At 70.4% G+C, this 21,015-nt stretch carries 21 protein-coding genes; 5 read left to right on the top strand and 16 right to left on the bottom strand.

The window, feature by feature from the left end:
* Positions 1-151 precede the first annotated feature (151 nt).
* The 3 genes from AC2VOK_RS20070 to AC2VOK_RS20080 are packed head-to-tail and all read left to right on the top strand — an operon-like array spanning position 152 to position 2,529.
* On the top strand, positions 152-784 hold the full coding sequence (locus AC2VOK_RS20070) for a class I SAM-dependent methyltransferase (RefSeq protein WP_428902025.1): 633 nt from the start codon (positions 152-154) through the stop codon (positions 782-784).
* Positions 781-1,989, top strand: coding sequence for a serine hydrolase domain-containing protein (locus tag AC2VOK_RS20075; RefSeq protein WP_428902007.1), 1,209 nt, complete (start codon positions 781-783; stop codon positions 1,987-1,989). Before AC2VOK_RS20070 ends, AC2VOK_RS20075 begins: the two co-directional genes overlap by 4 nt.
* Positions 1,990-2,529, top strand: coding sequence for a GNAT family N-acetyltransferase (locus AC2VOK_RS20080; protein ID WP_421530333.1), 540 nt, complete (start codon positions 1,990-1,992; stop codon positions 2,527-2,529).
* Between the two features lie 14 nt (positions 2,530-2,543).
* Here AC2VOK_RS20080 and AC2VOK_RS20085 read toward each other — a convergent pair whose 3' ends face one another.
* From AC2VOK_RS20085 to AC2VOK_RS20105, 5 genes are read right to left on the bottom strand one after another with little or no spacing between them, the layout of a single operon-like run.
* Positions 2,544-5,372 (bottom strand): aminotransferase class I/II-fold pyridoxal phosphate-dependent enzyme, encoded by a 2,829-nt coding sequence (locus tag AC2VOK_RS20085; protein ID WP_428902008.1) that lies wholly within the window; start codon positions 5,370-5,372, stop codon positions 2,544-2,546.
* A 4-nt stretch (positions 5,373-5,376) separates the two neighbouring features.
* Positions 5,377-5,781 carry an antitermination protein NusB gene (locus AC2VOK_RS20090; RefSeq protein ID WP_428902009.1) on the bottom strand — a complete coding sequence of 135 codons (405 nt, stop codon included), beginning with the start codon at positions 5,779-5,781 and terminating at the stop codon, positions 5,377-5,379.
* Positions 5,778-6,260: a transcription antitermination factor NusB gene (gene nusB / locus AC2VOK_RS20095; protein ID WP_428902010.1), complete on the bottom strand. Its 483-nt coding sequence runs from the start codon at positions 6,258-6,260 to the stop codon at positions 5,778-5,780. The genes AC2VOK_RS20090 and nusB overlap by 4 nt, the downstream gene beginning before the upstream one ends.
* Positions 6,257-6,820, bottom strand: a complete 564-nt coding sequence (gene efp / locus AC2VOK_RS20100) for an elongation factor P (protein ID WP_421530337.1) — start codon at positions 6,818-6,820, stop codon at positions 6,257-6,259. Before efp ends, nusB begins: the two co-directional genes overlap by 4 nt.
* Positions 6,821-6,834: 14 nt before the next feature.
* Entirely contained in the window at positions 6,835-7,950 is a 1,116-nt protein-coding gene (locus tag AC2VOK_RS20105) for a M24 family metallopeptidase (protein WP_428902011.1), read from the bottom strand.
* A 33-nt stretch (positions 7,951-7,983) separates the two neighbouring features.
* Between AC2VOK_RS20105 and AC2VOK_RS20110 the strand changes: the two genes are divergently transcribed.
* Complete coding sequence (locus AC2VOK_RS20110; protein WP_428902012.1) at positions 7,984-8,742, top strand: B-4DMT family transporter; 759 nt, start codon at positions 7,984-7,986, stop codon at positions 8,740-8,742.
* Positions 8,743-8,757: 15 nt separating this feature from the next.
* On the opposite strand, the gene aroQ is transcribed toward AC2VOK_RS20110, so the two are convergent.
* The 10 genes from aroQ to AC2VOK_RS20160 form a co-directional block, all read right to left on the bottom strand.
* Positions 8,758-9,189, bottom strand: a complete 432-nt coding sequence (gene aroQ, locus AC2VOK_RS20115) for a type II 3-dehydroquinate dehydratase (protein ID WP_428902013.1) — start codon at positions 9,187-9,189, stop codon at positions 8,758-8,760.
* Complete coding sequence (gene aroB, locus AC2VOK_RS20120; RefSeq protein WP_428902014.1) at positions 9,186-10,274, bottom strand: 3-dehydroquinate synthase; 1,089 nt, start codon at positions 10,272-10,274, stop codon at positions 9,186-9,188. Before aroB ends, aroQ begins: the two co-directional genes overlap by 4 nt.
* Positions 10,271-10,801: a shikimate kinase gene (locus AC2VOK_RS20125; protein ID WP_428902015.1), complete on the bottom strand. Its 531-nt coding sequence runs from the start codon at positions 10,799-10,801 to the stop codon at positions 10,271-10,273. The genes aroB and AC2VOK_RS20125 overlap by 4 nt, the downstream gene beginning before the upstream one ends.
* Complete coding sequence (gene aroC / locus AC2VOK_RS20130) at positions 10,801-12,015, bottom strand: chorismate synthase (RefSeq protein WP_428902016.1); 1,215 nt, start codon at positions 12,013-12,015, stop codon at positions 10,801-10,803. Before aroC ends, AC2VOK_RS20125 begins: the two co-directional genes overlap by 1 nt.
* A 113-nt stretch (positions 12,016-12,128) precedes the next feature.
* Positions 12,129-12,548, bottom strand: a complete 420-nt coding sequence (locus AC2VOK_RS20135) for an A24 family peptidase (RefSeq protein WP_428902017.1) — start codon at positions 12,546-12,548, stop codon at positions 12,129-12,131.
* Positions 12,549-12,558: 10 nt separating this feature from the next.
* Positions 12,559-13,350 carry a shikimate dehydrogenase gene (locus tag AC2VOK_RS20140; protein WP_428902018.1) on the bottom strand — a complete coding sequence of 264 codons (792 nt, stop codon included), beginning with the start codon at positions 13,348-13,350 and terminating at the stop codon, positions 12,559-12,561.
* Between the two features lie 4 nt (positions 13,351-13,354).
* On the bottom strand, positions 13,355-14,593 hold the full coding sequence (locus tag AC2VOK_RS20145) for an endolytic transglycosylase MltG (RefSeq protein WP_428902019.1): 1,239 nt from the start codon (positions 14,591-14,593) through the stop codon (positions 13,355-13,357).
* Positions 14,586-15,110: a Holliday junction resolvase RuvX gene (gene ruvX / locus AC2VOK_RS20150; protein ID WP_428902020.1), complete on the bottom strand. Its 525-nt coding sequence runs from the start codon at positions 15,108-15,110 to the stop codon at positions 14,586-14,588. The genes AC2VOK_RS20145 and ruvX overlap by 8 nt, the downstream gene beginning before the upstream one ends.
* Positions 15,111-17,825: an alanine--tRNA ligase gene (gene alaS / locus AC2VOK_RS20155; protein ID WP_428902021.1), complete on the bottom strand. Its 2,715-nt coding sequence runs from the start codon at positions 17,823-17,825 to the stop codon at positions 15,111-15,113.
* 159 nt (positions 17,826-17,984) lie between these two features.
* The gene (locus AC2VOK_RS20160) at positions 17,985-18,386 is read right to left on the bottom strand and encodes a secondary thiamine-phosphate synthase enzyme YjbQ (RefSeq protein WP_428902022.1); all 402 of its coding nucleotides are present in this window, start codon (positions 18,384-18,386) and stop codon (positions 17,985-17,987) included.
* 138 nt (positions 18,387-18,524) lie between these two features.
* Between AC2VOK_RS20160 and AC2VOK_RS20165 the strand changes: the two genes are divergently transcribed.
* Positions 18,525-19,157 (top strand): hypothetical protein, encoded by a 633-nt coding sequence (locus AC2VOK_RS20165; RefSeq protein ID WP_428902023.1) that lies wholly within the window; start codon positions 18,525-18,527, stop codon positions 19,155-19,157.
* Positions 19,158-19,407: 250 nt separating this feature from the next.
* On the opposite strand, the gene AC2VOK_RS20170 is transcribed toward AC2VOK_RS20165, so the two are convergent.
* A complete protein-coding gene (locus AC2VOK_RS20170) occupies positions 19,408-20,766 on the bottom strand; it encodes a replication-associated recombination protein A (protein WP_428902024.1) in 1,359 nt (452 codons plus the stop codon).
* Positions 20,767-21,015 lie beyond the last annotated feature (249 nt).

Below are 21,015 nucleotides of genomic sequence, written 5' to 3' on the forward strand. Positions count from 1 at the left end.
CCTACCAATCAACAGCCCCACCCCACGCACCCACCATCGATGTCAGCGAACTCGAAACCCGCATCGGCATCACACTGACGCAACGGCACGCCGCCTAAGACCTAAGCTGGCACCAATGACCGACTCGCATTCATCGCCAGGTTTCTCGGGGTTGCAGCGCATGGACTTCGACGCGCTCTACCGCGGCGAGAGCTCCGGCGTGGGCATCCCACCGATGCCCACGCCGCCCTGGGACACCAAGGCACCCAAAGACAACGTCGTCACCTGGCACGACCGCGGCTGGGTACACGGTGACGTCCTCGACATCGGCTGCGGCCTCGGCGACAACGCCGTCTATCTGGCCGGCAAGGGGTACCGGGTGACCGGGCTCGACATCTCCCCGACCGCGCTCATCACCGCAGAGCGGCGGGCCGCCGACGCAGGAGTCGACGTGCGGTTCGCGGTGGCCGACTCCACCACGCTCGACGGCTACACCGAAGCGTTCGACACCGTCATCGACAGCGGCATGTTCCACTGCCTCGACGACGACGGCAAACGCCGCTACGCCGCCGCGGTGCACCGCGCGACCCGGCCCGGGGCCACGCTGCTGATCAGTTGCTTCTCCGACACCGGCGCCGTCGACGAATGGCCCCGCCCGGTGGTCTCCGAGCAGACGCTGCGCGACATTCTCGGCAGCGCGGGATGGGAGATCGAATCGCTGGAGCCTGCCACGATGCGCCGCGAACACGACGGCACCCGGTTCGAGATGTCGTTTTGGTTCGTACGCGCGCAGCGGGCCTCGTGAACCTGCAGGGCAATGCCGCCTCCATCCGCGAGGTGTGCGACGCGGGGCTGCTCTCCGGCGCTGTGACGCTGGTCTGGCAGCGTGGAAAACTGCTGCAGGTCAATGAAATCGGCTACCGCGACGTCGAGGCGGGGCTGCCGATGCAGCAGGACACCCTGTTCCGCATCGCGTCGATGACAAAACCCGTCACCGTCGCCGCGGTGATGAGCCTCGTCGACGAGGGAAAACTCGCGCTGAAGGACCCGATCGTGGGTTGGGCGCCGGAGCTGGCCGACGTGCGGGTGCTCGACGACCCGCGCGGTCCGCTGGACCGCACGCATCCGGCGCAGCGCGCCATCGTGATCGAGGACCTGCTCACCCACACCAGCGGCCTGGCCTATGGTTTCTCGGTGTCCGGGCCGATCTCGCGGGCCTACGTGCGGCTGCCGTTCAACCAGGGGCCCGACGCGTGGCTGACCGAGCTGGCCACGCTGCCGCTCGTGCACCAACCCGGCGAGCGGGTCACCTACAGCCACTCCATCGACTTGTTGGGGGTCATCGCCTCCCGCGTCGAGGGCAAACCGTTCCACCAGGTTCTCGACGAACGGGTGCTGGGTCCGGTGGGCATGCCCGACACCGGTTTTTTCGTGACCCCCGAGGCGCGGCGGCGCGCCGCGACGATGTACCGGATCGACGAGCAGGGCGCCCTGCGCCACGACGTGATGGGGACCCCGCACATCACACCGCCGTCGTTCTGCAACGCCGGCGGCGGGCTGTGGTCGACCGCCGGCGATTACCTGCGGTTCGTGCGGATGCTGCTCGGCGACGGGACCATCGAGGGCGTGCGCGTGCTCTCTGCCGCCTCGGCGCGGCTCATGCGCACCGACCGGCTCACCCCCGAGCACAAGCGCCACGACTTCCTGGGAGCGCCGTACTGGGTCGGCCGCGGATTCGGGCTGAACTTGTCGGTGGTGACCGATCCGGCGCGCTCCGCGCCGCTGTTCGGACCGGGCGGGCTGGGCACCTTCAGCTGGCCCGGCGCCTACGGGACGTGGTGGCAGGCCGACCCGTCCGCCGACGACCTGGTCGCGCTGTACCTGATCCAGAACATGCCCGACATGACCGCGGACGCCGCCACGGCCGTCGCGGGCAACACGTCGCTGGCCCAACTGCGCACCGCGCAGCCGAAATTCGTCCGCCGCACCTATCAAGCGCTCGGCCTGTGAATGCCCAGCTACCCGCCTGACCGCATCGCCGGCCCCCGGTTGCTGCTGCGGCTGCCCGTCCTCGACGACGCGGGCGCGCTGTTCCAGCGGGTGGCCCGCGACCCCGAGGTCACCCGGTATCTGCTGTGGCCGCCGCACCCGGACGTCGCGGCGACCCGGCGGGTGATCACCGAGAAGCTCAACGTCGGCGACGACGAACGAACCTGGGTCATCGAGCTGCGACACACCGGGGAGGTCGTCGGGATGGTCAGCTACCGGCGGACCGCCCCACACTCGGTGGAGATCGGCTACTGCCTCGGCAAGCGCTGGTGGGGCAAGGGTTTGCTGTCCGAGGCCCTCGACATGCTGGTGAACGCGCTGGAATCCGACCGGCAGATCTACCGGGTGTGGGCCACCTGCAGTCCCGACAACCAACGGTCCACCCGCCTGCTCGAACGCGCCGGTTTCTTCCTGGAAGGCCGGCTCGCCCGTCACGTCGTCTACCCGAGCATGGGGCCCGAGCCGCAGGACAGCCTGCTCTACGCCAAGATCCTGCGGTAGACGCCGTGCGCGGCTCAGACCTCGTCGGCGACCGTCTGCGCCGCGCCGTCGCCGTTGCTCCCGGCGTCGGCGGCCAGCGCGAAGACCGGTAACGCGGAGCCCACCGCGGCCGTCGACGCATTGCGCTGGGCCTCCATCCGCGCCAGCGCCTCCTGCGTGAACACCGACAGTCCCAGTTCGGGGTTGTAGCCGTGGATCTCCTTGACGTCGAGTTGGGCGAGGAAGTAGACGATCTCCTTGGACACCACCTGGCCGGGCACCAACACGGGGAAGCCCGGCGGGTAGGGCACCACGAACGTCGTCGACACCAACGTCTTGCCGTCCGCGAGCCGCCGCCCGGCCATCCCCATCAGGACGTGCTCGCGGTCGGACTCCTCGTAGCCGGCGTAGAAAGCCGACCGCATGTCACCGAACGAACACGCGTCGACCGGACGGAACGCGATGTCGAACTCACTGAAGTCCGGCAGGTGCGGCAGGTCCTCGGTGATCTCCTCGACCCGGCGGGCCTGCAGAGCGCGGTCGTCCTTGCCCCTCTCGAGCTGCTGGCGGTCGAGGTCCGAGGCGATCCGGCGCAGCACGTCGAGCAGGTAGTGCACACTCGACCAGGTGACCCCGATGGTGAAGATCAGCAGCACGCTGTTGATCGAGGTCTTGTTGATCTGGATACCGAACCGCTCCATCAGGATTTTCTCGCGGAAGTCGAACCCGTTCATCCCGGTCCGGCCGATGAACAGGGTGAGCCGGGTCGGGTCCAGCACGAACTGATCCGACCGCCACGCCTCGTTCCACTCGGCCAGCGCCCCCTGCCGGACCTGCCGGTACGAGCTGACCGTCGAGGTCCGGAACTCGTCGGGCACCAGGTCGGACTCGTCGAGAATGCGGAACCAGCGGCTGATCAGCGCGTCCTTGCGGACCCGGTGGCGAAAGACCAGCGCCATGTTGTAGACGTGCCGGACCAGTTCGAACCCCTCGATGTCGACCTGCCGGCGCGCCAGGTCCAGCGACGCGAGAAGCTGCTGGTTGGGCGACGTCGAGGTGTGGGTCAAAAACGCCTCGTCGAACGCGTCGCGGGTCAGTGCCTTGAAGTCCTGGTCGCGCACGTGGATCATCGACGACTGCCGGAACGCCGACAGCGACTTGTGCGTGGAATGCGTCGCGTATACCCGGACCCGGGCGCGGGCGGGATCGGGCAGCAGCCGGCGAGTCATCCACTCCGACCGGTCGACCCCGTCCATCTCGGCGCTCCACCGCCGGTACTCGCCCGCGTATTCCGGTGATGCCAGCATCTGTTCGAGGCGCTCGGCGGAGATCATCGCGGTGCGCTGCCGGGCCCACGGCACCGCGGTGGCGAACGCGTACCACGCCTCGTCCCACAGGAAGCAGATGTCGGGCTTGATCGCCAGCACCTCCTCCATCACCCGGCGGGGGTTGTAGACGACGCCGTCGAAGGTGCAGTTGGTCAACAGCAGCATGCGCACCCGGTGCAGCTGCCCGGCGGCCTCGAGGTCCAGCAGCGTCTTCTTGATCGTGTCCAGTGACACCGCCCCGTAGATCGCGTACTGCGGCAACGGATATGCGTCCAGGTACAGCGGGTAGGCCCCGGCCAGCACCAGGCCGTAGTGGTGGGATTTGTGGCAGTTGCGGTCGATCAGCACGATGTCGCCCGGCCGGGTCAGGGCCTGCACGACGATCTTGTTGGCCGTCGACGTCCCGTTGGTGCTGAAGTAGGTCCAGTTGGAGTTCCAGGTGACGGCGGCCTTGTCCATCGCCGCCTTGATGTTGCCGTGCGGGTCCAGCAGCGAGTCCAAACCGCCCGAGGTCGAGGACGTCTCGGCCATGAAGATGTTGCGGCCGTAGAACTCGCCCATGTCCTGCAGCGACCTGGAGTTGAAAATGCTGGCCCCCCGCGCGACCGGCAGCGCGTGGAACTGGCCGACCGGCGCCGCGGCGTAGGCCCGCAGGGCGTCGAAAAACGGTGTGGCGAAACGGTTCCGCAACCCCGCGAGCACGGTGCTGTGCAGGTCGGTGACGTCGTTCAGCCGGTAGAACGTGCGGTCGTAGACGTCGGGGTCGTCGGTCTCCGCGGCGATCGACTCGGCGGTGAGCAGATACAGGTCGATGTGCGGCCGCAGCTCCCGGATCCATTCGGCGCATTCGATCCAGTCGTGGGTTTGACTGGCCGTCGGGTTGTCCCCGTCGCCACCGAGCAGCGTGGTCATCAGCGGCACCCGGTCGCGGGACCGCAGCGGCAGGTCGTCGCGGATGATCGCGACCTGGATCTCGCCGTTGAGCGCGACCGCGGTGATGGCGTCCTCGACGCTGCCGACCACCAGTAGCTCGTACTGGATCTCTTCGGAGGAGCGGCGCAGCGCCCGCAGGCACTCGACCAGGCTGTCGGGCGCCGTCATCGGGGCATCGTCGGCGAGCAGCACGGTGTAGAACTGCTGCTGTTTGGCCTGGGCGACCAGCTCCTGCTCGGCCAGCGACGCCGCGGTGTCGAAAAGCCCAGCGCGGTCGCCGTATTCGGACAGCAGCCGCACCGCCAACGACACCTCCTCGGCGAGCCGAACCGTCGAAAGCATCTCCAGGTGGGTCCGAAAGGTCGCCAGGTTCGCCGCACCCGGGTACAGCCAGTACCGCTCGTAGGCGGCCAGCCGGTCCATCAGCCGCCGCACCGTGGCCACGTCGTGGTGGATGTCCTGCTTGCTCAGGTCGGCCTCGGCCAGGTGGCGGCACGCGTCGTCGAGGAGGTTCCACGTGTCCAGCCGTGTGTACGACGGGTTGGCCACCGCCGCCAGCGCGGACACGTGCAGCCGTCGCGGCCGGCCCCAGTGTGCAGTCATAACCTCACCTGTCCTTTGGTGCGGATAGTTGTCCTGACCCGGCCACCCCGGACGGGGAACCGTTTCGGCGTGGCCGGTAGGCGGGCGGTGCCGCAAGCCCCCGGCGGCGCGCCGGCAAGTCGGCGACGTCGCCGAGCGAGCGCACCACCGCCTGCGTCAGACCCATCAGGGCGGCCATCAGCGGCAGCAACGGCTGCAGCGGCTTGGCGGCCGAACGGACAGTGGTGATGCGGCGGGCCACGATCAAACGTTCGACGCAGTGCGCCAGCCAGGCGCCGACGCCCAGGGCGTAGATCGCCAGCACCGCCGCCACGATGCTCAGCCGGTAGGCCGCGCAGACGACCGCACCCACCACCACCACCGCGGCCATGACCGCAGCAACGACAATGCGCAACTCCAACCGGCTCACGGGTCCGGCGCCTGGCTTCGGACCACCTGCGCTGCGGCCCGGATCTGCGGCGTCACCAGCATGACGCGCCCCAGCACGCCGTTGAGAAAGCCCGGGGACTCGTCGGTGGACAACTCCTTGGCCAGCTGCACGGCCTCGTCGACGGCGACCGGCTCCGGCACGTCCTCGGCATAGAGCAGCTCCCACACCGCGACCCGCAGGATCGCTCGGTCCACCGCCGGCAACCGGTCCAGAGTCCAGCCCTGCAGGTGCGAACTGATCAGGTCGTCGATGTGCGCGCTGTTCTCGCCGACGCCGCGGGCCACGGTCACCGTGTGGGAGTGCAGCGGCGCGACGTCGGATTGCGACTGCGCCAGCGCGGTCCGCACGTCGACCAGCTCCCCGGGGGCCATTCCGCGAGCCTCGGCCTCGAACAGCAGGTCGACGGCACGTTTGCGGGCCTGATGGCGTCCTTTAGCGGGGCGCGCGGGTTTGCTCACGCGTTGACGCGCCCCAGGTAGCTGCCATCGCGGGAATCGACCTTCAGCTTGTCGCCGGTGTTGATGAACAGCGGGACGTTGATCTGTGCGCCGGTCTCCAGGGTGGCGGGCTTGGTGCCGGCGCTGGAGCGGTCGCCCTGCAGCCCCGGCTCGGTGTGGGTGACGTCGAGTTCGACCGTCACCGGCAGCTCGATGTAGAGCGCCGCACCGTTGTGGAACGCGATCTGCACCGGCATGCCCTCGAGCAGGAAATTGGCCGCGTCACCCACCAGCGACTCGGGCAGCGGGTGCTGCTCGTAGTCCTGGCTGTCCATGAACACGAAGTCCGAGCCGTCGCGGTACAGATAGGTGGTGTCACGCCGGTCGACCGTGGCGGTCTCCACCTTCACCCCGGCGTTGTAGGTCTTGTCGACGACCTTGCCCGAGATGACGTTCTTGAGCTTGGTGCGCACGAAGGCCGGCCCCTTGCCGGGTTTGACGTGCTGGAATTCGACGATCTGCCACAGCTGGCCGTCGATCACCAGCACCAGTCCGTTCTTGAAGTCGGCGGTCGATGCCACGGTCGGTGTATCTCCTAAAGGATGGTCAGTTCTTTGGGGAACTGGGTCAGTAATTCCGGGCCGCGCCCGGCGGTCTCATCAGGCACGACCACCGTGTCCTCGATGCGGACACCGCCGCGGCCGGGCAAATAGACACCGGGCTCCACGGTCACCGCGGAGCCCGCCAGTAGTGTACCGGCGGACGTGGCCCCGATCCCCGGCGCTTCGTGGATCTGCAGGCCCACCCCGTGGCCCAGGCCGTGACCGAACTGCTCGCCGTAGCCGGCGTCGACGATGAGCCGGCGGGCCGCGCCGTCCACGTCGCGCAGCGCGGCCCCGGGCCGCAGCGCCTCCCGCCCGGCGCGCTGCGCCTCGGCGACCAGCCGGTAGATCTCCAGCTGCCACTCGGCGGCCTTCCCCAGGATGAAGGTACGGGTCATGTCGGAGTGGTACCCCGCGACCAGCGCGCCGAAGTCGATCTTGACGAAATCACCGACGGCGAGCACCGCATCGGTCGGGCGGTGATGCGGGATCGCCGAATTGGCGCCGGCCGCGACGATCGTCTCGAAGGAGATCGCGTCGGCGCCGTGGTCGAGCATCAGCGCCTCCAGCTCGCGGCTCACCTCGCGCTCGGTCCGCCCGGGCCGCAGGCCGCCGCGCTGCACCAGGTCGGTCAGGGCGGCGTCGGCCGCCTCGCAGGCCAGCCGCAGCAAAGCCACCTCGCCGTCATCCTTGATCTCGCGCAGCGCCTCCACGGTTCCGGCGGCCCGCACCAGCTCGGTGGCCGCCTTGCGTTCCCGCAGCTCGGCGGTCAGGGTGTCGTAGCCGTCGACCGTGACGACGTCGCTTTCGAAGCCCAGCTTGCTCACACCGGCGCCGGCGGCCAGCCCGACCAGGTGCCGGCCGACGGCCCGCTCGACCGCTATGTCGAGGTCGGGTGCCTGCTCGGCGGCCTGGGTGCGGTACCGGCCATCGGTGGCCAGCACCGGGCTTCGGCCGTTCGAGTCGTCGGCGAACACCAGCAACGCGCCGTTGGACCCGGTGAATCCGGACAGATAGCGAACGTTGATCAGGTCCGTGACCAGCATGGCTTCCAGCCCGCCGGCGGCGATCCGCGCCTTCAACTTGTCTCGACGCTGTGAATGTGTCACGCCCCTTGACGGTACTCGCTACGCTGAGGGCTCATGACTAACTGGATGCTTCGCGGACTGGTGTTCGCCGGTGTGATGGTCGTCGTCCGTGTGATTCAGGGGACGATCATCAACGCCTGGCCAACGCAGGCCGGGCTGGTCAGTATCGTGCTCCTGCTCCTGTTCACCGCTGCCGCGTTCGCCTGGGGAGTACTCGACGGCCGCGCCGACGCGACGGCCAACCCGGACCCCGACCGACGCCAGGACCTGGCGATGACCTGGTTGTTGGCCGGCCTGGTGGCGGGCATCCTCAGCGGCGCGGTGGCCTGGGTCCTCGCGCTGTTCTACAAGGCCATCTACACCGGGGGGCTGATCAACGAGCTGACGACGTTCGCGGCGTTCACCGCGCTCATCGTGTTCCTGGCCGCGATCACCGGTGTGACCGCCGGCCGCTGGCGGGTGGACCGCAACCCGCCGCCGCGCCCGGAGGGCACGGGCGAGGAGCGGGCCGACACCGACGTGTTCTCCGCGGTGCGCGACGATGACACCCCCACCGGCGAGGTGGCCGTGCCGGCGGGCGCGGTGGCCGCCGCGCCGTCGGCGGTGGCCACCGCCGAGCGCGAGGCACCCACCGAGACGATCCCGACGGGCACGTGGGGCGGCAGCACCGAGGCCATGCCCACGGCCGCCGAGGATGCCAAGACCGAGGTGATCAAGCCGGTCGCCGCCACCGAGGCCGGACAGGCCGGAGAGGCGACCGAAGCCACCGAGGCGGTCATCGATCGGCCCTCCGAGGAGCCCGAGCGCGGCTGACCCGAGCCGGCCGGCTCAGTCCCGCGTGCTCACCAGGTAGCGCAGAGCCAGCAGGTAGCCCTGTACGCCCAGGCCCACGATCACCCCGGTCGCGACCGGACTGAGGTAGGAATGTCGCCGGAACTCCTCGCGCGCATGCACATTGGAGATGTGCACCTCGATCAGCGGCGCGCGCAACTCGGCGCACGCGTCGCGCAGCGCGACCGACGTGTGGGTGAGGCCGCCGGCGTTGAGGATCACCGGCTCCCCGGCGTCGGCGGCCGCATGGATCCACTCGAGCAGTTGGGCTTCGCTGTCGCTTTGCCGCACCACAGCCGCCAGCCCCAACGCGGCGGCCTCGGCCTCGACCAGCGCGGCCAGCTCGTCGTGGGTCGTGTGCCCGTACACCCCGGGCTCGCGCCGGCCCAGCCGGCCCAGGTTCGGGCCGTTGATGACGTTGACCTTCATGGCTCACCGAGCCCCGCGTAGGCCGCCGCCAGCAGGGACGGGTCCGGCCCGGCCAGCCGCCCCGGCTCGGCGAGCCCGTCGAGCACCACGAACCGCAGCACGCCCGCGCGGGATTTCTTGTCGCCGGCCATGTATTCGAGCAACTCCGGCAGCGCGTCGGCGTCGTAGCCGACCGGCAGGCCCAGGGAGGTCAGGATGGTGCGGTGCCGCTGCGCGGTGGCGTCGTCCAGCCGGCCGGCCAGCCGGGCCAGCTCGGCGGCGAACACCAAGCCCACCGAGACGGCGGCGCCGTGCCGCCACCGGTAGCGTTCGCGGCGCTCGATGGCGTGGCCCAGGGTGTGGCCGTAGTTCAGGATTTCGCGCAGCTCGGATTCCTTCTCGTCGGCGGCCACGACCTGCGCCTTCACCGCGATCGCGCGGCGCACCAGCTCCGGCAGCACGGCACCGGCCGGATCCAGGGCCGCCTGCGGGTCGGCCTCGATGAGGTCGAGGATCGCCGGGTCGGCGATGAACCCGGCCTTGACGATTTCGGCCATCCCGGAGACCAGCTCGTTGCGCGGCAGCGTCGCCAGGGTCGCCAAGTCGACCAGGACGGCCAGCGGCTGATGGAACGCGCCGACCAGATTCTTGCCGGCGTCGGTGTTGATGCCGGTCTTGCCGCCGACGGCGGCATCCACCATGCCCAGCAGGGTGGTGGGCATGTGCACGATCGAGACCCCGCGCAGCCAGGTGGCCGCCGCGAAACCGGCGACGTCGGTGGCCGCGCCGCCGCCCAGGCTGACCAGGGCATCCTTGCGGTCGATGCCGATGCGGCCCAGCACCTCCCAGATGAACCCCACGACGGGCAGGTCCTTGCCGGCCTCGGCGTCGGGGATCTCGATGCGGTGCGCGTCGACGCCGTGGCCGGCCAGCCGGCTGCGGATCGCCTCGGCGGCCGGCGCGAGCACCGGTTGGTGCAGGATCGCGACACGGTGCCGACCGGACAGCAGCCGGTCCAGCTCGCCGTCCAGGTCGGTGCCGATGATCACCGGGTAGGGCGGGTCGACGGCCACCTCGAGGGTGACCGGCGCGGTGGTGCCTGTCATGTGGCGGCCTCGCTGGGCCGGGTTTGCGGCAGCCGCGACACGATGTGACGGACCACCGCCCCGGGGTTGCGGCGGTTGGTATCCACCCGGATCGTGGCGACGCGCCGATACAGCGGGACTCGCTGGGCCATCAGGTCGCGGTACCTCGCGGCGCGGTCGGCGCCGGCCAGCAGCGGCCGCGCAGTGGAGCCGGCGGTGCGCCGCACCCCTTCGGCGGCGCTGATCTGCAGGTAGACGACGGGGTGGCCGGCCAGCGCCTCGCGCACCCCCGGGCTGGTGACGGCCCCACCGCCCAGGGAGACGACCCCGTCGTGGTCGGCCAGTGCCGCGCGCACCACGTCCTGTTCGACGCGACGGAACTCCTGCTCGCCGTCGGTGGCGAAGATGTCGGCGATGCTGCGGCCGGTGCGCTGCTCGATCGCCGCGTCGGTGTCCAGCAGGTCCACGCCGAGCGCCTTGGCGAGCCGCCGCCCGATGGTGGACTTGCCGGAGCCGGGCAGCCCCACAAGCACCGCTTTGGGTGTCATCACGCGGTACCCCGGGCCGCCGGCGCGTCCCGCTCGGCGACGGCACGCCGGTAGGAGTCGATGTTGCGGCATGTCTCGGTCAGCGAGTCGCCGCCGAACTTCAGCAGCGCCGCGCGGGCCAGCACCAGCGCCACCATGGTCTCGGCCACCACCCCGGCGGCCGGCACCGCGCAGACGTCCGAACGCTGGTGGATGGCGACGGCCGCGTCGCCGGTGGCCATGTCGACCGTCGCCAGCGCGCGCGGCACCGTGGAGATGGGTTTCATCGCGGCGCGCACTCGCAGCGGCTGGCCGTTGGTCATGCCGCCCTCGAGCCCGCCGGCCCGGTTGGTCGACCGGACCACGCCGTCGGGCCCGGGATACATCTCGTCGTGGGCGCGGCTGCCCCGGCGCCGCGCGGTCGCAAAGCCGTCGCCGATCTCGACGCCCTTGATCGCCTGGATGCCCATGACGGCGGCGGCCAGCTGGCCGTCGAGCCGATTGTCGCCGCTGGTGAACGACCCCAGCCCGATCGGCAGGCCCAGCGCCACGACCTCGACCACACCGCCGAGGGTGTCGCCGTCCTTCTTGGCCGCCTCGATCTCGGCGATCATCGACTCCTCGGCGGCCTTGTCGTAGGCGCGGACCGGGCTGGCGTCGATCGCGGGCAGGTCTTCGGCGCGCGGCGGCGGGCCGTCGTAGGGCTGCGACGGCCCGATCGCGATGACGTGGGAGAGCACCTCGACGCCCATCGCCTGGCGCAGGAACGACCGCGCGATCGTCCCGGCCGCGACACGGGCGGCGGTCTCCCGCGCGCTGGCCCGCTCCAGCACGGGCCGGGCGTCGTCGAATCCGTACTTGAGCATGCCCGCGTAGTCGGCGTGGCCGGGCCGGGGCCGGGTGAGCGGCGCGTTGCGCGCCGAGTTCTCCAGGTCCTCGGCTCGCTCCGCGTCCACCGGGTCGGCCGCCATCACGGTCTCCCATTTCGGCCATTCGGTGTTGCCGATCTCCACGGCGATCGGCCCGCCCAGGGTGATGCCGTGGCGCACCCCGGACAGCACCGTCACCGCGTCGCGCTCGAAGGCCATGCGGGCGCCACGGCCGTAGCCCAGGCGGCGGCGGGCGAGTTGATCGGCGATCTCGGTGGAGGTGACCTGCACGCCGGCGACCATGCCTTCGAGCACGGCCACCAGCGCACGACCGTGTGACTCCCCGGCGGTGATCCAGCGCAACACCCGGCCATTGTCCCACGTGCACCAGGCAGCGACGAAAGCGCGCCGAGCGTGAAGCTGCGGCGAAAACCCCGCCGAAAAATCGCAACCGCTTCACGCTCGGCGATGGCGCCGGGCTACCAGAGCGCCAAAGCAACCGCCGCCGCGGTGGCCAGGCACATCGACGGGCCGTGCGGCACGCTGCGCGCACCGCGCGCCTTTGTTGCGACCACGCCACACAGCGCGGTCAGAGCGGGCGCGCCCAGCGCGGCCAACAACCACACCGCGACGCCGAAACACCCGGCCAGCCCTCCCAGGCCCAACGCGAGCTTGACATCCCCGGCCCCCATACCCGAGGGGGCCGACACGTGCACCAGCAGATAGATCCCGCCCAGCGCCGCCGCGCCCGCCAGGGCGGGCAACCAGCGCCCGGCCACCGCCGCGACCGCCAGGACCGCTAGTGCCCCGGGCAGCGTCAGCGGGTTGGGCAACCGGCGCTCCCGCACGTCGTACCAGCTCAGCGCGGCCATCCACAGCAGCACCGCCGCGATGAGCATGCCGGCCACGCTAACCCAGCGCGGCGGCCATGGCTTCCCGCGGAGCAGGCAGCCCTGTGAATTGTTCGACCTGGGCGAAGGCCTGGTGCAGCAGCATCTGCACACCGCTGATCACCCGGCCGCCCGCAGCGGCGACCGCGGCGGCCAACGGTGTGGGCCACGGGTCGTAGACGGCGTCCAGAAGCACCGGGATCCCGGCGAAGGCACCGGCGTAGCGCGACGCCGCATCCGCCGGGATGGTGCTGACCAGCACCTCGGCGGCCGCCACCCGGTCGGCCAGTTCAGCGCCGTCCAGGCCGCAGAACCGCGTCGCGACGCCGGCACGCTCACCCAGGTCCACCAGCCGGGCCGCCTTGGCGGCGTCGCGCGCCACGACGGTGACATCGGTGACGCCGAGCAGTGCCAGTCCCACGACGGCCGCCGGAGCGGTGCCGCCGGACCCGCACACCAGCGCCGGGCCCGCGGCGGCCCCCAGCGCCCCCGCCACACCGTCGATGTCGGTGTTGTCGGCGCGCCAGCCCGCCGGGGCGCGCACCAGGGTGTTGGCCGACCCGACCAGGGCCGCGCGTTCGGTGTGCTCGTCGGCGAACCGCAGCGCAGCGAACTTGCCTGGCATGGTCACCGACACGCCGACCCACTCGGGTCCGAAGCCGCCGACCATGCCCGCCAGCTCCTCGGCGTCACACTCGATGCGCTCGTAGGTCCAGCCGTCCAGGCCCAGCGCGCGGTAGGCGGCCAGGTGCAGCTGCGGGGACTTCGAATGGGCGATCGGCTTGCCCAGCACCCCGGCTTTACTGGGCACTTTCCTAGGAGCGCGCGCTGTCGAGGACACCGTTGCGCTTAGCCAGCTCGATGTTGGCCAGATGCTGTTGATAGTCGCGGGTGAACAGGGTCGTCCCCTGGGCGTCGATGGTGACAAAGTACAACCAGTCCCCCGGCGCGGGGTGCTCGGCGGCCCACAGCGCGTCGGCGCCGGGCGAACAGATCGCCGTGGCGGGCAGCCCGGAGGACATGTAGGTGTTCCACGGGGTCCGCTGGGCACGGTCGGCGTCGCTGGTGGCCACCTCGCGGCGGTCCAGCGGATAGTTCACGGTGGAGTCGAACTCGAGCGTGCGATGCTCGTGCAGGCGGTTGTAGATCACCTGGGCCACCTTCGGGAAATCCTGCGTATTGCTTTCCTGCTGCACCAATGAGGCCACCACCAGGATGTCGTACGGCGACAGCTGCAGGGACGCGGCGGTGTCGATCAGTCCGGACTTCATGTACTCCACCGCTCCGGCACTGATCAGGCTCGCCAGGACGTTCGCCGGCGAGGCCGCGGGGTCGACGTTGAAGGTCCCCGGCGCGATGAGGCCCTCGATGCGGCGATGGTCGTGACCCAGCTCGGTCACCGGTTCCATGGCCCACGGCGGCACCGCGAGCACTGCCGGCGAGCTGTCGGCCGCCGCCGCCCGCAGCTCGCCCGCCGCGACGCAGCGCCGGTTGCCGTTGAGGTCGACACAGGTGGCCCGCGAGATCAGGCTGAAGATTCCGGGCGTCATCTTGTTGGTCTTCATGTCGGTGGTGTCGTCGAGCTGACGGCCCTCCGGGATGACCAGCCGGCCCACCCGGTTCTTCGGGTCGGTCAGCCGCGCGACAGCGTCGGCCGACGAGATCTCGGTGCGCAGCTGGTAGTAGCCCGGCTGGATCGCGTTGATCGCGGCGTTGCCGTGCGCAGCGTTGACGAAGGCCCGGACCGTCTTGACGACGTGCTGGTTCTGCAGCGTCTCCCCGACCATGGTGGTCGAGTCGCCGGCCTCGACGTGGATGACGATGTCACGCTTTCCGTCCCCGGTGTAGTCGTCCCCGGAGCCGAACATGGTGTGCCGGAGTTTGGTGCCGGCGAACACGGCCGCCATCACGACCAGCACGATTGCGGCCAGCGCGAACCTGCCCACCGTGCGGCGCCGGCGCCGGCCGCGTTCGGCGCGCAGGCGGGACGATCGGCTCATCCGGTGCCGAGGGGGCCCGATCGTCTCCGGCTCGGCGCGTTTGCTGTCAACCATCGGCGCCCTTTTCGGCCGCGGCGGCCTGCCCGGTGCGGGCGGCGCGGCGCTGGTCGAGCCAGCTTTGCAGGATCGCGACGGCGGCCGCCTGGTCGATCACCGCTCGCTGCTCGCGGGCGCGCACCCCGGCCGCGCGCAGCGAGCGCTGGGCGCTGACCGTGGTCAGGCGTTCGTCGGCGAGGCGCACCGGCGTGGGGGCGATCCGGCCGGCCAGCGTGTCGGCCAGTTCGATCGCGTCCAGCGCGGCCGGGCCGGTGCGGTCGGCCAGCGTCCGCGGCAATCCGACGATCACCTCCACCGCCCCGATTTCGGCAACGAGCCGGGCCAGCCGGCGCAGGTGCCTGCCCGAGCGGTCCCGGCGCACCGTCTCCACCGGAGTGGCCAGGATGCCGTCGGGGTCGCTGGCGGCCACACCGATGCGCACGCTACCCACGTCGACGCCGAGACTTGGGCCCCGGCCCGGATCCTGGTCGGGATCCCCGGGCCGGTCTGGCAGGCGATGCTGGGTGGGGGCCACTCAGCCGACCCGCGCGATCGCGACCACCTCCGCGCGCACCGCGTCCAGCGCCGCGTCGATCCCGTCCGGATTCCTGCCCGAACCCTGCGCCAGGTCCGGCTTGCCGCCGCCGCGGCCGTCGACCGCCGCGGCGAGCCGCTTCACCAGGTCGTCGGCGCGGACCCCCAGGTCGCGGGCGGCGGGATTGGCGGCGACCGCGTACGGCACCGTCCCGCCGTCACCCTCGGCGATGAGCGCCACGACCGCCGGATCGCTGCCCAGCTTGCCGCGGATGTCGCCGGCCAGCGAGCGCAGGTCGACCGCCGTCGTACCGGCCGACATCCGTTGCGCCACCAACCGCACGTCACCGATCCGCTCCGCACCGGCCGCGGCGTTGGCCCCGGCAGCACGCGTGCCCGCCAGCCGGACCCGTTCGAGTTCCTTCTCGGCGGCTTTGAGCCGGTCCACCAGGGCGCCCACCCGGGCGGGCACCTCGTCGGACGGTACCTTCAGCGACGACGCCAACCCGGCCATCAGTGCCCGCTCCTTGGCCAGATGACGGAACGACTCCAGACCGACGTAGGCCTCCACCCGGCGCACCCCGGACCCGACCGAGGACTCGCCCAGGATGGTCACCGGCCCGATCTGTGCCGAGTTGTGCACGTGGGTTCCACCGCACAGCTCCAGCGAGAACGGTCCACCGATCTCGACGACCCGCACCTCGTCGGGATAGCTCTCGCCGAACAGCGCCAGTGCGCCCATCGCCTTCGCCTTCTCGATCGGCTCGGTGAACGTGTGCACGGCAAAGTCGGCCTGCACCGCCTCGTTGGTCACCTCTTCGATCTGGGTGCGTTGCTCGTCGGTCAGCGGACCCTGCCAGTTGAAGTCGAACCGCAGATAACCCGGGCGGTTCAGCGAACCGGCCTGGACGGCGTCGGGGCCCAGCACTTGTCGCAGGGCGGCGTGCACCATGTGGGTGCCCGAATGGCCCTGGGTGGCACCCCGGCGCCAGCCCGGGTCCACCGCTGCGACGACGGTGTCACCCTCGACAAATTCCCCGGACTCCACGTTGACCCGATGCACCCAAAGGGTTTTCGCGATCTTCTGGACGTCGGTGACCGCAGCCCGGGCGCTCTGGCCGGCCCCGGTGCCGCTGATCGTGCCCTCGTCGGCGATCTGCCCGCCGGACTCCGCGTAGAGCGGGGTGCGGTCCAAGACGAGTTCGACCTGATGCGCACCGCCGCCGTCGCCCGGGCCGTGTGCGACCACGGGCACCCGCCTGCCGTCGACGAAGATGCCCAGAATCCTTGCCTGCGAGGTCAGCTCGGTGAAGCCGGTGAACTCGGTGGGCCCGGCGTCGACCAATTCCCGGTAGGCGGTCAGGTCGGCGTGGGCGTGTTTGCGCGCGGCGGCGTCGGCCTTGGCGCGGCGGCGCTGCTGGGCCATCAGTTCGCGGAAGCCGATCTCGTCCACCTGCAGGCCGGCCTCGGCGGCCATCTCCAGGGTCAGCTCGATCGGGAAGCCGTAGGTGTCGTGCAGGGTGAAGGCGTCAGAACCGGACACCATTTCGGCGCCCTTCGCCCTGGTGACTCCTACCAACTCGTCGAACAGCCGGGAGCCTGACGTCAGGGTGCGGTGGAACGCGGTCTCCTCGGCGACGGCGATACGTTTGATCCGGTCGAAATCGGCGACCAGTTCCGGGTAGGAGGGGCCCATCGCGTCGCGCACGGTGGTCATCAGGTCGCCGACGATCGGGCCGGCGATGTCGAGCAGCCTGGCCGAGCGGATCACCCGGCGCAGCAGCCTGCGCAACACGTAGCCGCGCCCGTCGTTACCGGGGGTCACCCCGTCGCCGATCAGGATCGCCGCCGTGCGGCTGTGGTCGGCGATCACCCGGTAGCGCACGTCATCTTCGGGTGTGCCGTGGTTTCCATACGGGCGCGCGGCCACGGTGGCCACCTTGTCTATGACCGGCCGCAGCAGGTCGGTCTCGTAAACGTTGTGCACGCCCTGCAGGATGAACGCGACCCGCTCGACGCCCATGCCGGTGTCGATGTTCTTGCGGGGCAACGGACCGAGAATCTCGAAGTCGGTCTTGCCGGTTCCCTCGCCGCGCTCGTTCTGCATGAACACGAGGTTCCAGATCTCGATGTAGCGATCCTCATTGGCGATCGGGCCGCCGCCCACGCCGAACTCCGGGCCGCGGTCGTAGTAGATCTCCGACGACGGCCCACACGGCCCGGGGATGCCCATCGACCAGTAGTTGTCCTCCATACCGCGGCGCTGGATGCGCTCGACCGGCAGCCCGGCGATCTCCTGCCACAGCCGCACGGCCTCGTCGTCATCGAAAAAGACTGTGGTCCAGATTTTTTCGGGGTCCAAACCGTAACCGCCGGCGTCCACGCCGCCGGTCAAAAGGCCCCATGCCAGTTCGATGGCCTCGCGCTTGAAGTAGTCACCGAACGAGAAGTTGCCGGCCATCTGGAAGAACGTGTTGTGCCGGGTGGTGATCCCGACCTCGTCGATATCGGGTGTGCGGATGCACTTCTGGATGCTGGTGGCCTTCGAGTAAGGCGGCGTGCGCTGCCCCAGGAAGAACGGCACGAACTGGACCATGCCGGCGTTGACGAACAGCAGGTTGGGGTCCGCGAGGATCACCGACGCGCTCGGCACCTCGGTGTGACCCGCCTTCACGAAATGATCGAGGAACCTCTTCCTGATCTCGTGTGTCTGCACTCTTTTCCGCTCTTCCTGTTTTCCTCGAATTGCCGCGGCCCGGACGGGCTGGGCGTGCGGCGGACCGTCACGTCAGTTTTCCAGCTTATTCGCCGAGTTTTGGGAGACTGTCTAACGACTGGCCGGACCGCCCAACAGTACCCCGTCCGCCGCTTCCCGCTAACCCGCCAGAAAGCTCAGCTGCACCGACCGCCGCGGGTTGTCGCGGTTGAGGTCGACCAGCACGATGCTCTGCCAGGTGCCCAACCGCAGCTCGCCGGCGGCGACCGGCACCGTCACCGACGGAGCCACGATCGCAGGCAGCACGTGATCGGCGCCGTGGCCCGGGGAACCGTGCGAATGCCGATAACGGTCGTCGCGCGGCACCAACCGCTCCAGCGTTTCGACCAGGTCTTCGTCGGAGCCCGCACCGGTCTCGATGATCGCGACCCCGGCCGTCGCATGGGGGACGAACACGTTGCACAAGCCGTCGCCGCAGCGCACGCAGAACCTGCGGACGGCATCGGTCAGATCGACGGTGCGGCGCCGGGAGGTGTCCACGTCCAGGACATCGGTATGCACCCGGTCCAGCCTACGGCCGAGCCACCGGACGCAGCCAATTCCCTGTGACCGTTGCCACACCCTGGCTTGCGCGAGGAAAATCACTGACGGGACCGGTGGCGCCGCCGGGGTGCTGCCCCGACACGAGAGGGGTCGGCCATGTACGCACGCTCTACCACCATCCAAGCGAAACCCCTGTCCATCGAGATCGGAATCGCGCATGTCCGCGATGTCGTCATGCCCGCCTGCGCGGAGATCGACGGCTTTGTCGGCCTGTCACTGCTGGTGGACCGGCAGTCCGGCAGATGCATCACCACCAGCTCCTGGGAAAGCGTGCATGCCATGCGCGCCGGCGCCGAGCGGGTCGCGCCCATCCGCGAGCGTGCCGCGCTGATGTGGTCCGCGATTCCAGGCAGCGCCAAGATCGAGGAATGGGAGATCGCCTCGCTGCACCGCCACCACCGGTCCCGCGACGGGGCCTGCGTGCGGTCCACCTGGCTCAAGGTGGTACCGGACCAGCTCGGCCGGTCCCTGGACTTCTACCGCACGTCGCTGCTCCCGGAGATGGAGGGGCTCGACGAGTTCTGCAGCGCCAGCCTGCTGGTCGACCACCCCACCTGCCGGCGGGCCGTGTCGTCTTCGACGTTCGACAGCATGGACGCGATGGCACGCAACCGCGACCAGGCGACCGAGCTGCGCAGCAGAGGGGTGCGCGACCTGGGCGCCGAGGTCGTCGATGTGGCCGAGTTCGAGCTGGCGCTCGCCCACCTGAGGGTGCCCGAGCTGGTCTGAGCCGGCTTTACCGGGTGCCGAACGTCACGCCAGAGTGACGGCGGGTGCCGAACGTCACGCCAGAGTGATGGCGGGTGCCGAACGTCACGCCAGAGTGACGGCGGGTGCCGAACGTCACGCCAGAGTGACGGCGGGTGCCGAACGTCACGCCAGAGTGACGTTCGGCGGGGCGCTTCAGGGCAGCGCGTCGCCGGGAAACCCGCGGCCGGGGTGCCCCCGCCCGGCTGCGGCCTCGATCCCTGCGGACGGTTCAGCCCCGCCGGCGGCGGATGATCGCGCGCAGCCGCTCCAGCCGTCCCGCCATGTCGCGCTCACCCCCGCGGCCGGTGGGCCGATAGTAGTCCACACCCACCAGATCGTCGGGCGGATATTGTTGCGCCACAACACCGTCCGAGGAGTCGTGTGAGTATCTGTAGCCCTGCGCGTTGCCCAGGGCGGTCGCTCCGGCGTAGTGGCCGTCGCGTAGGTGCGCCGGGACGGGGCCGGCTTTGCCGGCCCGGACGTCGTCCATCGCCGCCGCCAGCGCGGTAGTGACCGCGTTCGACTTGGGCGCGGTGGCCAGGTGCACGGTGGCGTGCGCCAGCGTCAGCTGGGCTTCGGGCAGGCCGATCAGCTGCACGGTCTGCGCGGCGGCCACCGCGGTGTGCAGCGCGGCCGGGTCGGCCATGCCGACATCCTCGCTGGCCAGGATCATCAGTCGGCGGGCAATGAAGCGCGGATCCTCCCCGGCGACGAGCATGCGGGCCAGGTAGTGCAACGCGGCGTCGACGTCGGAGCCGCGCACCGACTTGATGAACGCGCTGACGACGTCGTAGTGCTGGTCGCCGTCGCGGTCGTAGCGCACCGCAGCCCTGTCCAGAGATTGCTCGATCGTCTCCACCGTGACCTCGTCGCCGGCCGCCGCGGCCCCTTCGGCAGCCACCTCGAGCGCGGTCAGGGCGCGACGGGCGTCGCCGGCCGCCAGTCGCACCAGCAGGTCGACGGCATCGGGGTGCACCCGGACCCGCCCGCCCAGCCCGCGGGGATCGTCGATGGCGCGCTGCACCACCGCGCGGATGTCATCGGAGCCCAGCGGTCGCAGCTGCAGGATCAGCGACCGGGACAACAAGGGCGCCACCACCGAGAAGGACGGATTCTCGGTGGTCGCCGCCACGAGCAGCACCACCCGGTTCTCCACGGCCGACAGCAGGGCGTCCTGCTGGGTCTTGGAGAATCGGTGCACCTCGTCGATGAACAGCACCGTCTGCTCGCCGTGCAGCAGCGCCCTGCGCGCCAGGTCGATCACGACCCGGACCTCCTTGACACCGGCCGACAGCGCCGACAACGCCTCGAACCGGCGGCCGGTCGCGCGCGAGATCAGCGCCGCCAGCGTGGTCTTGCCGCTGCCGGGCGGACCGTAGAGGACCGCCGACGCCACGCCCGAGCCCTCCACGAGGCGGCGCAGCGGTGATCCCGGCGCCAGCAGATGGCCCTGCCCCACCACCTCGTCCAGCGTGGCCGGGCGCATCCGCACCGCCAGCGGCGCGCCTGCCGACACGCCCGGCTCACGGTCGGTCGTCTGGGTATCGCCGGGAAGGTCGAACAGACCGTCGGGCACGGTTTCAGGCATACCACGCCTGCGAACCGGGCGCGCCGAGCCAGACCCGGTGCCGCCAATCCGCGCGCCCCGGCCACATCTTTGCTAAGTTCCCGGATGCCAAGGTCCGTGTGGCGTGCCCGTAGAGCGATCCCGACAGCGAGGACGGAAATGAGCCAGCCTCCAGAGCATCCAGGCAATCCGGAGTTTCAAGGCAATCCGGAGCAGGCGGGCGGCCCGGCCGGCCCCCCACCCGGCTACGGCCCCCCACCCGGCTACGGC

It is taken from the genome of Mycobacterium sp. TH-M116, from assembly GCF_057473685.1.